The 14,056-nt window shown below is 64.1% G+C and carries 12 protein-coding genes and 1 pseudogene; 9 read left to right on the forward strand and 4 right to left on the reverse strand.

Annotation, left to right across the window (positions count from 1 at the left end; genetic code table 11):
• The 3 genes and pseudogenes from IT350_17280 to IT350_17290 all read right to left on the reverse strand — a co-directional run bounded on the left by IT350_17280 (position 1) and on the right by IT350_17290 (position 2,318).
• Positions 1 to 354 (reverse strand): annotated as a pseudogene (locus IT350_17280) (DsrE family protein).
• A gap of 111 nt (positions 355 to 465) precedes the next feature.
• Positions 466 to 1,623 (reverse strand): NAD(P)/FAD-dependent oxidoreductase, encoded by a 1,158-nt coding sequence (locus IT350_17285; protein MCC6159809.1) that lies wholly within the window; start codon positions 1,621 to 1,623, stop codon positions 466 to 468.
• Entirely contained in the window at positions 1,620 to 2,318 is a 699-nt protein-coding gene (locus IT350_17290; GenBank protein MCC6159810.1) for a metalloregulator ArsR/SmtB family transcription factor, read from the reverse strand. Before IT350_17290 ends, IT350_17285 begins: the two co-directional genes overlap by 4 nt.
• Positions 2,319 to 2,515: 197 nt before the next feature.
• Between IT350_17290 and IT350_17295 the strand changes: the two genes are divergently transcribed.
• From IT350_17295 to IT350_17325, 7 genes are all read left to right on the forward strand, one after another.
• Positions 2,516 to 3,010 carry a hypothetical protein gene (locus IT350_17295; GenBank protein ID MCC6159811.1) on the forward strand — a complete coding sequence of 165 codons (495 nt, stop codon included), beginning with the start codon at positions 2,516 to 2,518 and terminating at the stop codon, positions 3,008 to 3,010.
• Between the two features lie 190 nt (positions 3,011 to 3,200).
• Entirely contained in the window at positions 3,201 to 4,583 is a 1,383-nt protein-coding gene (locus tag IT350_17300) for a tyrosine phenol-lyase (GenBank protein MCC6159812.1), read from the forward strand.
• A 125-nt stretch (positions 4,584 to 4,708) separates the two neighbouring features.
• Entirely contained in the window at positions 4,709 to 5,527 is an 819-nt protein-coding gene (locus IT350_17305) for a hypothetical protein (GenBank protein ID MCC6159813.1), read from the forward strand.
• The gene (locus tag IT350_17310; protein MCC6159814.1) at positions 5,524 to 5,925 is read left to right on the forward strand and encodes a hypothetical protein; all 402 of its coding nucleotides are present in this window, start codon (positions 5,524 to 5,526) and stop codon (positions 5,923 to 5,925) included. Before IT350_17305 ends, IT350_17310 begins: the two co-directional genes overlap by 4 nt.
• An 811-nt stretch (positions 5,926 to 6,736) precedes the next feature.
• The gene (locus IT350_17315) at positions 6,737 to 7,912 is read left to right on the forward strand and encodes a hypothetical protein (GenBank protein ID MCC6159815.1); all 1,176 of its coding nucleotides are present in this window, start codon (positions 6,737 to 6,739) and stop codon (positions 7,910 to 7,912) included.
• Positions 7,913 to 7,931: 19 nt separating this feature from the next.
• Positions 7,932 to 9,002, forward strand: coding sequence for a saccharopine dehydrogenase NADP-binding domain-containing protein (locus tag IT350_17320; GenBank protein MCC6159816.1), 1,071 nt, complete (start codon positions 7,932 to 7,934; stop codon positions 9,000 to 9,002).
• Between the two features lie 77 nt (positions 9,003 to 9,079).
• Positions 9,080 to 9,766 (forward strand): DUF502 domain-containing protein, encoded by a 687-nt coding sequence (locus IT350_17325; GenBank protein ID MCC6159817.1) that lies wholly within the window; start codon positions 9,080 to 9,082, stop codon positions 9,764 to 9,766.
• A gap of 12 nt (positions 9,767 to 9,778) precedes the next feature.
• Here IT350_17325 and IT350_17330 read toward each other — a convergent pair whose 3' ends face one another.
• The gene (locus IT350_17330) at positions 9,779 to 11,647 is read right to left on the reverse strand and encodes a hypothetical protein (GenBank protein ID MCC6159818.1); all 1,869 of its coding nucleotides are present in this window, start codon (positions 11,645 to 11,647) and stop codon (positions 9,779 to 9,781) included.
• A 239-nt stretch (positions 11,648 to 11,886) separates the two neighbouring features.
• Here IT350_17330 and IT350_17335 point away from each other — a divergent pair, with 239 nt between their 5' ends.
• Both IT350_17335 and IT350_17340 read left to right on the forward strand, forming a co-directional pair.
• A complete protein-coding gene (locus tag IT350_17335; GenBank protein ID MCC6159819.1) occupies positions 11,887 to 12,483 on the forward strand; it encodes an NfeD family protein in 597 nt (198 codons plus the stop codon).
• Between the two features lie 125 nt (positions 12,484 to 12,608).
• Positions 12,609 to 13,982, forward strand: a complete 1,374-nt coding sequence (locus IT350_17340; GenBank protein MCC6159820.1) for a flotillin family protein — start codon at positions 12,609 to 12,611, stop codon at positions 13,980 to 13,982.
• Positions 13,983 to 14,056 lie beyond the last annotated feature (74 nt).

The following is a 14,056-nucleotide window of genomic DNA, read 5'->3' on the forward strand; positions in this document are numbered from 1 at the left end:
TCAGAAGACCAGCACCTTGTCGGATTCCAGAGTCCATTCCGCCTGCTCTGCGAGCGTACCCCGCTCGACGCCTTCGATCAGCATTTCGACCCGCAGACCGCGGGCATCCATGCAGCTCCCTCAAAGCCGGACGGGGACGCCCTTTGCGATCAGGGCTTTGATCATCCGCTCGATGTTGTAATAGCCGTTCGGCGTCTTCTGATCCGCGATCGCCGAGGTGACTGCATCGGCCTGCGCGAAGATGCGCAGCTCAACGCCGTCGCGCTTGGACAGCTCCATCGCCAGACGCAACGCGTTGTAGGTTCGCTCGTTCCCGTAAGGGGCGTCGTTCAGGGTCAATAACAGGGTCGACACTGATCTGCTCCTCTTAACAAAGGTGATGTTTTCACCCGCGGCGCGCCACGACGCATCGACCGAAGGAAATCGGGGCGTCGTCCGGCAGGCTGAGCGGGGAGTCGGCGCGGTTCAGAACCATTTGTGCAGCCAGTCTTTTTCGAACAGGACCTTCCCGGCGTGCCAGTGGCGACCGGGAGAATACATCTTTATCTGCGGTACCGGATCCGCGTAAAAATTTCCGCGACCGAATCCCGCCTTGCCGCCACCGGCTTCGATGAAACATTCGCCGTGACCGTCGAAACGCGAATCGGCGTTTCGTCCGGCGATTCGGGCGCTGACGTTTTTTGCCACGACTTCCGCCTGCCCGTGGGCGAAAACACCCGCTTTGGGAAGCAGTTTTCCCATTTTCAGGGGAATTCCGACGAGATCGCCAATGACGTACACATCCGGAAACCGTGTTTCCATCGTCGCCCGATCGACCGTCGCCCATCCGCTGTCGCCCAGCAGACCCGCGCGTTTGACAACATCGGGCGCCTGGAAGGGCGGCACATACACCAGCAAGTCGAAGTCCGTCGTTGCCCCGTCCCCGAACACGAGGCTCCGCCCCGACGGATCGGCGGAAGTCACCTGTCGACCGGGGAAATAGCCGATGCCTTTCGATTCGACCATGCTTCGGACCTGCGCCGAAGCCTCCGGTCCGGCCACGCCCATCGGCCCGGGTTCCGCGGCGTGGATTTCGACGGTCGTCCGCTCGATGATCCGTCTCTTGCGCGCGTCCGCCTCGAGCAACATCGCCGCCTCATAGGGAGCGGCCGGGCACTTGTACGCGGGAGCGGCGGTGAGGACCACGACTTTGCCGCCTCGAAACTCCCGCCAGCGATCACGCAAGGCCTCGGCGCCGTCCAGCGTGCAGAACGTCGATCCCGATTCCGCAAGCCCCGCGATGCGCTCCGGCGCGGGGTCCGCGCCGAGGGCGATGATGATGTAATCGGCCGTGATGGTTTCCCCTCCGATGACAACCCGTTTGCCGTCCGGATCAATTTCCTCGACATTGCCCCGGATCACCTCAATCCCCCGGCGACGAAGCGCGGTCAGCGGACGGGTGATCGACTCCGCCTCGCGCGTTCCCATCATCAGCCAGAGAAGCGACGGCCAAAACACGTGCCGCTCGTCCCGATCGACCAGGATGACGCGATGAACGTCACTCACGCGTTTTCGCAATTCCACCGCCGCCACAACGCCACCGACGCCGCCGCCAAGGACCAGAATGGTTTGACCCGTTTTCATGAATTCCCCCTGATCGCGTGTTCGTTTGACTCGCCGCCGACGGCGATTTGCAACCCGCGCGCCCGCCAGTCCGGAATGCCGTCCTCCAGGCGAACGGCGCGGAAGCCCTTCGCGCGAAGGATCCGGACCGCCTCCACCGCGAGCACGCAGTAAGGCCCGCGGCAGTACGCGACGATCTTGCGACGTTTGGGCAGTGTGGCCAGGTGCCGAACCAACTCATCGAGCGGAACGCACTTCGCGCCCGGAATGTGCCCCGCTTCGAATTCTTCCGTGGGGCGGACGTCGAGCACGGTGACCGAACCGTCGCGCACGCGGCGAATCAGGTCGTCTTGATCCACCGGCTCCATCGAATCCCGCTCTTCCAGAAACTCCTTCGTGATCGCGTCGATCTCCGTGAGTCGCGATTCGGCGAGAATCCGCATGGAGCGGTAGAATTCGCAGACCTCCGGTCCCGCCAGGCGGTACTCGACAAACAGACCGTGTTTTTCGGCCTCGATCAACCGCGCCGCGCGCAGAACCTGGAGGTGTTGGGACGTGTTGGCCACGCTCTGCCCGCTCTCGCGAGCGAGAATCTCAACGGTTCGAGGTCCCTGGCACAGCAGGTCGAGCAGTTCGAGCCTCTTGGGGCTGCAGACGGCCCGTCCGACCCGGGCGAACTGCTCATAGATCGCGTCTTTGAACTGTCGGCCCTGCATGTCGCCGCACTCCCATCATTCAAGTATTCGATTGAATACTATAAGTCGAGCGCGCCGTCAAGGGCGCCTCCTCGGGTTGTGCCCGCGACGGTGAAATCCTGACCGAGAATAACTTCGAGTTCGCGCACCTTTGAAAACCGAGCGCCGCTGTGAAAGAATCTGAACGTGCGCCCCGTTCGGCGCGCGAGGTGACGCGGATGCCGCTGCGCGTGAAAATCATCGCCCCTTTGTTGGCCGTTTGCCTGCTGTTGACGGTCGCGACGGCGCTGGCCGCGCCCGAGAAGTGCCGCAAGGAGATCTGGCCCGAGGCGTGGCAGTTCTACGGCGACAAGGACGCCAAGACCCTGAACTGCGACGACTACGAGTACCGCCTCGTCGATCTCAACGACGACGGTGAGAACGAACTGCTCGTCTACAAGCGCACCGTCGCGTGCCCCTTCGGCGGCGCGTGCACGCACGAACTCTGGGGCCGAACGGGCGGCGTCGCCAAGCGCCTGGCCACGCTGCCGGGTCGCGTGGAAGTCCAGAAGACGCGCACCGAGGGCTGGCTCGACCTGGTCGTGTGGACGCAGCAGGCCGAGCGCCTCGTCTTCAAATGGGCGGGCGACGTCTACAAACAGAAGCCCGTGACAAAAAAGCCCGTCGAGATCCGGGAAGAGAACCCCGACGATCCGTGGAGTTCACTGCCGTAACGGCCCGATGGATCGCCTCGCCACCATCGAGGTCGTTCGCCGTCGATTTGCCTTGCTTTTCGGATATGGACGGCTAACATCGCTCCGCTTTGTTCCGGCGCGCCGCGCCGGAATTTCCCGCGTTTCGCGGAATCGCCGAACGCGCCCCCGCATGCCGGGCCTGCGCGATTCGAATCTGGGGGATCACACCATGGCCGAAATCCGCCGCCGTTCCTGGGCCGAGCCGTTCAAGATCAAGGTCGTCGAGCCGCTCAAGATCACTACGCGCGCCGAGCGCGAAGCCGCGATCCGCGAGGCGGGCTACAACACGTTTTTGCTCAAAAGCGAGGATGTCTACATCGACCTGCTCACCGACTCGGGCACATCGGCGATGTCCGACGCGCAGTGGGCCGCGATGATGATGGGCGACGAGGCCTACGCGGGCTCGAAGAATTTTTACTTCATGTGCGAGACCATCGAGAAATACTACGGCTACCGCCACGTCATCCCCACGCATCAGGGGCGCGGCGCGGAGCACATCCTCTCGCAGGTCATGATCCGGCCCGGCGACGTCGTCCCCGGCAACATGTACTTCACCACCACCAAGGTCCACCAGGAACTCGCCGGCGGCAAATTCGTCGATGTCATCATCGACGAGGCGCACGACCCCGAGAGCACGCACCCCTTCAAGGGCAACATCGATCTCGCCAAGCTCGACGCGGTGGTGAAGCAGGTCGGCGCAGAGCGCGTGCCCTACGTCAGCTTCGAGGGCAACGTGAACATGGCGGGCGGCCAGCCCGTGAGCCTCGCGAATTTCAAGGAGGTGTACGAGTACTGCGCGGCCAAGGGCATCAAGGTCATGCTCGACGCCACGCGCCTGATCGAAAACGCCTACTTCATAAAGATCCGCGAAGCGGGGCAGGGCGAACGCACCATCGAGGCGATTCTGCGCGAGATCTGCTCCTACGCCGACGGCATGACGATGTCGTCGAAAAAAGACCACCTCGTGAACATCGGCGGCTTCCTCGCCGTGAACGACGAGGCCATCGCGCAAAAAGCGCGCGAGATGGTCGTCATCTACGAGGGCCTGCACACCTACGGCGGCATGGCCGGGCGCGACATGCAGGCGCTCGCGCAGGGCATCATCGAGGCCGTGCAGTTCGACCACATGCGCGCGCGCGTCGGCCAGGTCGAGTACCTCGGCCAAAAACTGCTCGACCACGGCATCCCGATCGTCGTTCCCATCGGCGGCCACGCGGTGTACCTGAACGCCAAGAAATTCCTGCCGCACATCGATCAGGATCAGTTCCCCGCGCAGGCGCTCGCGGCCGAGCTCTATCTCGACTCCGGCGTGCGCGCCATGGAGCGCGGCAACGTCTCCGCCGGGCGCGGCGCCGACGGCAAGAATATGCGCCCACGCCTCGAACTCGTGCGCCTCACCATCCCGCGACGCGTGTACACGCAGGCCCACATGGACGTGACGTGGGAGTCGATCTGCGACCTCTACGAAAAGCGAGACGCGATTCGCGGACTGCGTTTCACGTACGAGCCCGACACGCTGCGCTTCTTCCAGGCGCGATTCGAGCCCGTTTGACGGCATCTCGCCGTCGTCAGCGCCGCGTGGCGTGAGACCCCTCACGCCCGCGCGCCCCGCTTTTCGCGCGGGACATGATCCGGGTCGTGAAATGACCATCCGCCCTGTGGTAGGATGACCGCGAAATGAGCGAATCCGGCGCAAAACCGCTGCGGCAGGTCGCCCTGCTGTTTTCCGGGGGCATCGACTCGGCGATGTCGGCGGTGAAGCTCGCCGAGGTCTACGACCGCGTTCACCTCGTCAGCTACGAAAACGGCTTCGGCCACTACAAACTCGGCCGCACCAAAAAGCGCTACCGCGAGATCGCCCGCCGCTTCCCCGAAGGCCGCTTCACGCACTCCCTCATGAGCACGCGCGAGCTGTTCGAGCCGCTCATGAAAGAAGCGACGACGGTCAACTACCAGAAAACCAAGTCGGGCTTCGTGTGGTGCATGAGCTGCAAGCTCGCCATGCACACGCGCACCATCGCGTACTGCGTCGAGCACGGCGTCGACCGCGTGGCCGACGGCTCGTCGTCCTCCACGACCGAGATGGTCGAGCAGGCGCCGTTTTCCATCAACAGCGTGCGCCGCTTCTACGAAGAGTACGGCATCGGCTTCGAGACGCCGGTCTACAACCGCACCCGCGAGGAATCGATCAACGAGCTGCGTTCGATGGGCTTCAAGATGGGCATCCGCATCGGCGACCGCTTCCTCGGCATCCAGCCCAAGTGCAAGGCGGGCGAGCTGTACTACCTGCCCTACCTGCTCATGGGCACTTACCCGGATCATAAGGAAGAAGAGGTCGTCGAGTTCATCGACGACAAGCTGCACTTCGCCCGGGCGTGGATCCGCGACTACTGCGCGGCGAAGGGGCTGGCGATTCCCGGTCCGCGCGAGCATGACATCGCAACGCCGGCGGCACCCGAAACGCGACTCCATCCGCTGCGGGAGGCGACGGCATGAGCGTCTGGAGCGCGTTGACCGAGCGGTTCAATCCGCCGACCGAAAAGAAGCGGTGCTGCCACACGGCGGTGTCGGGCCTCGTGATGGATCACCCCGCCACGCGCACCCTGCTGCCGCCGGCACTGCGCCGCTCCCTCGGCCTGTTCATCCTGGTCTCGGCGCACGTGTTCACCACGTGCTGGCTCGCGCTCGTCAGCGTCTTCCGCCCGCGCTACCGCCACGTGCTGCGTTTCCAGCGGCAGTACTTCCGCGACGTGCTTGCGCGCGAACTGTACCCGCCCGAACCCGCCTGCGCCGCCGGCCCCGTCATCCGCACCAGCGCCGGAGACAACGAGGAATCCTCCATCCCCAGGTCCCGGTCCCGAGGACAGAACCCTTCTTCACACGCGGAGCAATGATCGTAAGCCTGCGGCAACGTCATCGCCCCCAGCGCCGTTACGAAGGTCTTCTCCCGACGACCCGCATATCGGTCCTCCTTCCCGCAGCGGCCAGGAAGCCTCGACCCCGCCAGGTCCGACGCATCCGCGTTCGGGCGCGCCTCCACCGCGCGGGCCGCCAGAAGCAACGCCTGCCGGCGCGCCGCCGTCTCGATGGCCGCGAAGTCCAGGTCCGCGGCCGATCCCGGTCCGATCAGCGTTTCGATTTCGGCGACGATCTCCGCCGCGAAGGCGATTTTGAAGCCCCCTTTTTGCCCGCCTCGGAAGAGGCCGCCCGGGATTCGTCCAACTCGGCATCGGCCCAGTGCTCGCAGGCCCCCCAATAGGCATCGACCAACCGGCGGAATTCCTGACCGGCCTCGACCTGCCGTCGCAGCAACGACGCCTGCTCCGCCGAAACCCAGCGCGAGACCGTCTTGCCCCCGATAACGCGCACCAAACTGACGTAAGGACCGTGACGCGCCCCGGGATCCCCGGCGCACGGGCAACCCGGCTTGTTGCACTTGACGTATCGCTCCGAAACCGACCCCCGACGCATCGGGCGAGATTCGATCAATCGTGCGAGTAGATCGCGAACCAGCTCCGGAATGGCGGGCAGTATCGGCATGACATCCTCCTTGCGACCATTATATTCGCAAGATCGACACGGCACAAATACCCCCCACTCATTCCTTTAACACTCCTGACGTGCGCCCGATCCGCGCACCTCGATTGACATCCAGGTCGTGAAAGATCAACAATTTCCATTCGTTCTTCAACCTGTGGAGCCGCCATGACCGCATTTCGGTTCGCCATCGTCGCACTTCTGGTCAGCGTACTTTTCACGGGAGGGTGTGACGAGGGCGACTCGGCCTCCTCCGACCGTTCCGGAGGGGGAGACGATGATGTGGTCGCATCCGATGACGACGCCCAATCCGACGCACCGACCGACGACGACGACGCGGGCGGGTCGACAATCACGTCGAGCGGTTCGCTCCTCGAGCGGTTCCTGCCCGTGATCGTCCAGCAGCTTCCGCCGGACGATTTCGAACTGCCCTATCCGCCCGAATACGATTTGATGGGTGAGGTTCACCTCGGGCCGGGCGACGAGGAGTTTTTGCACATCGTTTCGGTCGATACGAACGCACCTACGGTTTATGCGACGGTGCGCCACACGCAAATCGGCGAGCATGTTTTCTCGCAGCTCATTTACGCGACGTTCTATCCGGCGCGCGCGCCGCACGTGACGTTCGCCCAAAACCCGATCAAGTACATCCCCGAGTACCTCGATTCGGGCGCGATCGACGGCAAGGTCATTCGCATCACCCTCGACGCCACGGAGCAGGTGCCGCTGTTCATCGAAGTCGCACGGACGTGCGGTTGCGACTGGAAGCTCTTCGTCAACCGCGCCGTGGACGACGCCGCGCGCGCCGAGGCCGAAGCGGCCGACCTCGCGTACACGGGCCTGATCGATCCCAAGGCGCCGCACGACGTGCCCTACGTGTGGATCATGCCCGCGGACTTCATGGTTCCGGACGCGCGGCCCGTGGTCGTCGCCGACTGGGGCTGGGACGACTATCCCCATCAGGTGCAGGGGTCGTTCACGAGCGTCGAGCAGTGGATCGGATCGGATCTCGATGTCGAATCGGGCGTGGTCTACGCTCCGGAAGGCGCCGCGATCGGCGACGAAGCGGCGCTGCCGGTCGAGACGTACGCGGCGATGGACTACGACACGCTCTACACGATGCCGTCGGGCGACGAGCCCGGCATCGGCATCTTCGACGGGCGAGGCTACATCTGGAATTCGTACGCGCGTTGGGCGTGCTGGGAATGCTGGGGACCGAACGCGTTGTTCGCGGGAACGCCGCGCGATCTCGCCGAGCTCGAGGTCGTTCACGAAACCCTGCACTACTGGGACGCCGAAACGCTCATCGGGCGTTTCATCACGCTGCCGGCGTCGATCTTCTAACGCGCGAACGGAGAGCGACGTGTTCGCCGACTGGCTGATCTACGGCGCGAACGGCTACACGACCGAGCTGGTGCTGGAACTCCTCGCGGCGCGGGGTTTGCATCCCATCCTCGCGGGGCGGCGCGAGGAGTCGATCCGTCCCATCGCCGAAAAGTTCGGGCTCGCGTATCGCCTGTTCGCGCTGGACGATCCGGCGGCGGTGAAAAAAGGCATCGAGGGCGTTCGCGTCGTCGTGAATTTGGCCGGACCGTATTCGCGCACCGCGAAGCCGATGGTGGAGGCATGCATCGCGACGGGCGCGCATTATCTCGACATCACCGGCGAGATCGACGTCTTCGAGTGGGTGATGTCGAAGCGCGCCGAAGCCGAGCGCGCGGGGTGCGTGCTCATCTCCGGCGTCGGGTTCGACGTGGTGCCCACCGATTGCCTGGCGAAGATGCTCGCCGAAGCCATGCCCGACGCGCGCGAACTGGAACTCGCGTTTTCGCCGTTCGGGTCGGGCGGAGCCGGCGTCAGCCGGGGCACGCTCAAGACGATGCTCGAAAACATCGGTCGCGGCGCGCGCGTGCGCATCGACGGCGAGATCCGCGCGGTGCCCTTCGACTGGCGAACGCCGCGCATTCGCTTCGCGCAGGGCGAACGCTCGTGCGTGACGCTGCCCTGGGGCGACGTCTCCACCGCGTTTCACTCCACCGGCATCCCGAACGTCTGCGTGTACATGGCCGCACCGGGTTCTTTCGCGCGGACCATGCGGATCCTGCGTCCGGTGATCGCGCCCGCGCCCGTGCACCGCGCGCTGCAATGGATCGTGACGCGCGCGATGACGGGCCCGGATCGCGCGCATCGCGAGAAATCGGCCTCGGGCATCTGGGGCCGCGTGACCAACGCGGCGGGTGACACCGTCGAGGCGACGCTCACGTGCCCCGAGGGTTACACGCTCACCGCCGAGAGCACGCTGGCGGCGCTGGATCGCGTGCTCGCGGGCGGGGCGCGCCCCGGCGCGTGGACGCCGTCGGTCGCGTTCGGCGCGGATTTCGTGCGCGGTCTTTCGAACGTGTGGGTGTCCGAGCTCCGCGCGGGACGGCGATAGACCGCGCCGCGTCGCGCGATCTGGACAGGCCCGCCCCGATCCCGTAATCGTGAACATTCCCGTTGACAGGGGATATCATGACCATTCGGGATTCCGCGAAAAAACAGGTGGCCGAGTTCGGTCAGGCCGTACGCAAGGACTTTCGCAGCCTCTTCCTCACCGGGCTGCTCGTCATCATCCCCCTCTGGGTCACGTACCTGACGATCCGGTTCCTCATCGGGATCGCGGACGACGCCGTGTTGATCCTGCCTCCCGGGCTGCGTCCCGAAAATCTGCTCGGATTTCACATCCCCGGCTCGGGCCTCGTCGTCGCGATCCTCATCATCCTCGTCGCCGGGTTCGTCGCCCGTAACGTGCTGGGAAAAAAGCTGGTGAAGTGGGGCGAGGATGTGATCGCGAGAATCCCGCTGGTGCGCAGCGTGTATTCCGCCATCAAGAAATTCACGTACACGATTCTCGGGAACAACCAGAATTTTCAGCGAGCCGTCATCATCGAGTATCCCCGCACGGGCGCGTGGACGATCGGCTTTGTCACAAACCGCGCCGAAAAGAGTCAGCTCTCCGCGGATTTTCCTGAGGACATGCTTGCGGTCTTCGTGACGACGACGCCGAACCCGACATCGGGGTGGGTGGTTTTTGTTCCCGAGCGCGACTGCATTCCGCTCGAAATGACCGTCGAAGAGGCGTTCAAGATCGTCGTGTCCGGCGGCGTCGTGATGCCGGAGAAGGTTGAACCGCGCGGGGAAACCCCGTCAGAAACGTAAGAGTTCTGCGGCTCACCAGCCGATGTAGCCGAACAGTTCGTAAAGCGTTTCCTCGAGGAGCGGTTCCTCGCTCCAGATGCTGTAGCGCGCGTTGTCGTAACCGAAAAGCCGAGTCGGGTCGAAACCGCCCCCGACGTCTTCGGGCAAGTCCACCGCGACCGCGACGATCGGTTGGATCCAGGATGAATAAAATCCGAGGCCGGTGAACGGGATCGTCACGTCGAGCGCATCCGCGGGGAAGATTCCGAAGTACCGATCGAACCGTTCCGTCCAATCGCGTCGCATGGAAATCATGACGTAATCCATGTCGGCCGCGTCGCCCGCGAACGCCCAGTGAAACGTCGACGTCAGATCGTCGTATCGCGTCACGGCGGCATCGAACTCCGGGGGAAAATCGGCATCGTCGATCACGAGGCCGCCCTGCCAATCTTCGACATTCTCGGCGTACCGTACGACGGCGGCGAGGGTGTGCGTGTCGAAGTGACCACGCAGAATGTCCGTGCGCGCGGCTGCTGCGAGGTAATCCGCGTCGGCGAGGTGTGCGGCGGCGAGCCGGGCCTGTCCGTCGGTCGCGACGCCGAACGACAGGGGCACGAGCGAACGGTTCGGCACCTCGGCGGCGAGCGCGAGCAGATAATCTCGATCCGACGCGCGATTCGCGATCGTCACATCGACCGCGGCGTCATCCGCGTCCACGCCCGTCAGATCGAGATCCGGCGAGTCGACCGGCTGCCAGGCCGGCGCCGTCGCGACGAACGGGAATTGAAGCCCCTCATTGAACAGGGGCTCCACGATGGCGGCGAATGCCTCCCCGACGTCTCCGCCCTCGACGAACAGATACACGACCTGCAGGAACGTCGAGAAGTCCAGAATCTTCGAAACTTCGACCGAAAACAGAAACGCCGAAAGGGGAACGGTCGTCGCCCCGTCCGCAATCGGCACGCGATACGTCTCGTTCCCGCCCCAAAACCCCCACGTCACGATGTCGGGAATGTCGATGATGAGGTTGACGTACGGCAGGTAGAAATTCGCCGTCGCGTCGATGACCTCTTCGGGTTGGTGTTCGTTGTAGTACAGCCATTCGATGGGAAAGGTCGCGTCCGTCGCGAGGCCGCGATACACGGTTGACAACGCGGTCGACCGCGAGATCCCCGGCAGGACGAAGCCGGCAAACGCCGGCGCGGCGAAGAACCCGCCGAGGTCCTGCGGATTGTCGAGCGCGAGGTCATCTCCGTCCACGCGGAAGACACCCTCGTCCGAATCGGTCACCGGGAATTCGCGGTCGAAAGGACGCAGACGGAACATCATCACGCGCGCGTCGGCGAAATAACTCCACGAGCTGTAGTCGGTTCCCGCGGCGGAGACGAGCATCGCGCCGGGGTCGACGGTAAGTTCCGCGCGACCGTTCGAGTCCGTGTAGGCCGTGTCCGCGCCCGTGCCGGCGACGACAAACGCGCTCGCGACCGGAGTGCAGTCGGCATCGTCATACACGTATACGACGATCGTGCCCTCGTTCGCGCCGCCGCCCATCATCACGCCCTCGCCCAGTCCCTCGGGGTCGGGTACGACGCACAGCAGTGCGTCGTACTTCTGATCCGGAACAGGAGGCGTGTCGTCGTCCGCGGGCTCCGGCGTCGGCTCGGGCGTGGGCTCGGGCGTCGGTCCGGGGAAAGGACTCGCGGGTTCGGCGACATTTTCGGAATCGCCGGCAGGCGATCCGCGATCGTTGCCTCCGTCGTCGCGATAGTTGTCCGAGGCATCCTTCACGTCGGCGTACGTGGACGCCGTGGACGAAGGATCTTCGTACGAACACGCGGCGATGACGAGGATGAAGAGCGAAGCAGCGATCAGAAAGGCGAACGGCGGTCTGCAAAGGGACATGGCGCGACCCTCCCACTCGGGATGCTCAACCGATTCGTAAGCGCCATCATACTCCTTATTTTCGTTGTCAACGATTTTTTTGTTGTAATAACTCTTTTTTACATAGCCCTCCGGCGGACGCGGAGCGCATCGCGACGAAGCCCCCGCGCCGGGCGGCATAAAAACGGCGACGCTTTCTTCATCCCCCCGGCTTCGTGCTATGCTAGGCTCGCTTCCCGAAGACAACCGAGAGGTGCGCCATGAGCGGGCCGGATTCCTGGTGGGCCACGCTGCCCATTTTCGAGAAAATCCTATGGATCATCGCGGTTCCGTCGTCGGTGCTCACGATCGCGCATGCGATTTTGGAGATTCTCGGCGCGGGCGACGCGGGTCACGACGTGGCGGGGCACGACCTCGCCGACATGGACACCGACCTCGGCGGCCACGACGCGGGCGGCATGCATCTGTTCAGCTTCAAGGGCGTGGTGATTTTTTTCACCGCGTTTTCGTGGGTGGGCATCGTCGCGGTCAATTCCGGCATCGGCGTCGCGATCGCGTCGGTGCTCGGGCTCGCGGCGGGCGCCGTGTTCATGGTGCTCTTCGCGTGGATCTTTTACCTGCTCACGCGCATGACCGAGGCGGGCAACACAAACGTCGACAACGCGATCCTGCAGAGCGGCGAGACCTACCTGCGCATTCCCGGCAACCGGTCGGGTTACGGCAAGGTGATGGTTAAGATTCAGGGATCGCTGCGTGAACTGCGCGCGGTGACCGATGGCGACGAAATTCCCACGGGCAGCCCGATCCGCGTGGTCGACGTGATCGACGCGGAGACGCTGCTGGTGACAAAGGAATGAATCAGGCCCTCACCCCGTTCCCCTCTCCCGCCGGGCGGGAGAGGGGTGCCCCGAGCTTGTCGAGGGGCGGGGTGAGGGGCCCCACGACCCCGAAACCCATTGACCCCTAACCGAAGGAGTCTTTCATGTACCTTCTCGTCTTTCTGGGCATTCTCGCGATCGCGTTTCTCGGAATTTTTCTCGCCGCGATCACCCGGTATAAGCGCTGTCCGTCCGACAAGATTCTGGTGATCTACGGCAAGACCGGCCGCGACACGTCGGGACAGACGCGCACGTCGCGGTGCATCCACGGCGGCGCGTCGTTCGTGTGGCCGCTGTTTCAGGACTACGCCTACCTCGACCTGATGCCGATCGCGATCGACATCGACCTCAAGAGCGCGCTGTCCAAACAGAACATCCGCATCAACGTCCCCTCGGTGTTTACGGTCGGCATCTCGACCGAAGAGGGCATGATGCAAAACGCCGCCGAGCGTCTGCTCGGGCTCAACCATCAGGTCATCCGGCAGATCACCGAAGACATCATCTTCGGCCAGCTCCGCCTCACCATCGCGACGATGGACATCGAGGAGATCAACTCCGACCGCGACAAGTTCCTCGCCAACGTCAGCGAAAACGTCGAGACCGAGCTCAAGAAAGTCGGCTTGCGCCTGATCGCGGTGAACATCAAGGATATCACCGACGAGTCGGGCTACATCGAGGCGCTGGGACAGGAAGCCGCGGCCCACGCGATTCAGGAAGCGCGCAAAAAGGTCGCCGAAAAAGAGCGCGACGGCGCCATCGGCCAGGCCGAGGCCGAACGCGAGAAACGCATTCGCGTGGCCGAGGCGAACGCGACCGCGGTCGAGGGCGAAAACCGCTCCGCCGTGGCGATCGCGAAATCGAAAGCCGAGCGCGACGTGAAAGAGGCCGAGGCGGACCGGCTCGCGACCGCGGCGAAAAAGGTCGCCCAGGCCAAGGCGCTCGAAGAAGCCTACGCGTCGGAAGGCGCGGCGGAAAAGGCGCGCGCCGAGCGCGACCGCGCGACGATGTACGCGAACACGGTCGTCGCCGCGGATATCGAAAAGGAAAAGATCCGCATCGCCGCCGAGGCCGAGGCGCAAAAACTGCGTCTGGAGGCGAAGGGCACCGGCGACGCGCTGTACGAGGAAATGGCGGGACGCGCGCGCGGTCAGTACGAAAACCTCGCCAAGCAGGCCGAGGGTCTGAAGGCCATGATCGAGGCGACGGGGCAGGACGCGAACAAGGCCGTCATGCTCATGATCGCGCAGCAGATTCAGGAGATCGCGAAAATCCAGGTCGAGGCGATCAAGAATCTGCACATCGACAACGTGGTCGTGTGGGACAACCTGTCCGGCGGCGAAGGCACGCCCAGCACGGCGAAGTTCGTCTCCGGTCTGCTCGGCTCGCTGCCGCAGTTCCACGACCTGTTCAAGATGGTCGGCCTGAATCTGCCCGAGGCATTCGGCTCCAAGGCCGAGAAGGAAATCGACGTGCGGTGACGGAGCGCCATTCGCACAAATGTCGGCGTAGGGGCGCGATTCATCGCGCCCTCTTCGGCGAAGGACGGGTCGCA

The organism is Deltaproteobacteria bacterium, from assembly GCA_020845895.1.
In the GTDB taxonomy this organism is placed as follows: domain Bacteria; phylum Lernaellota; class Lernaellaia; order JACKCT01; family JACKCT01; genus JADLEX01.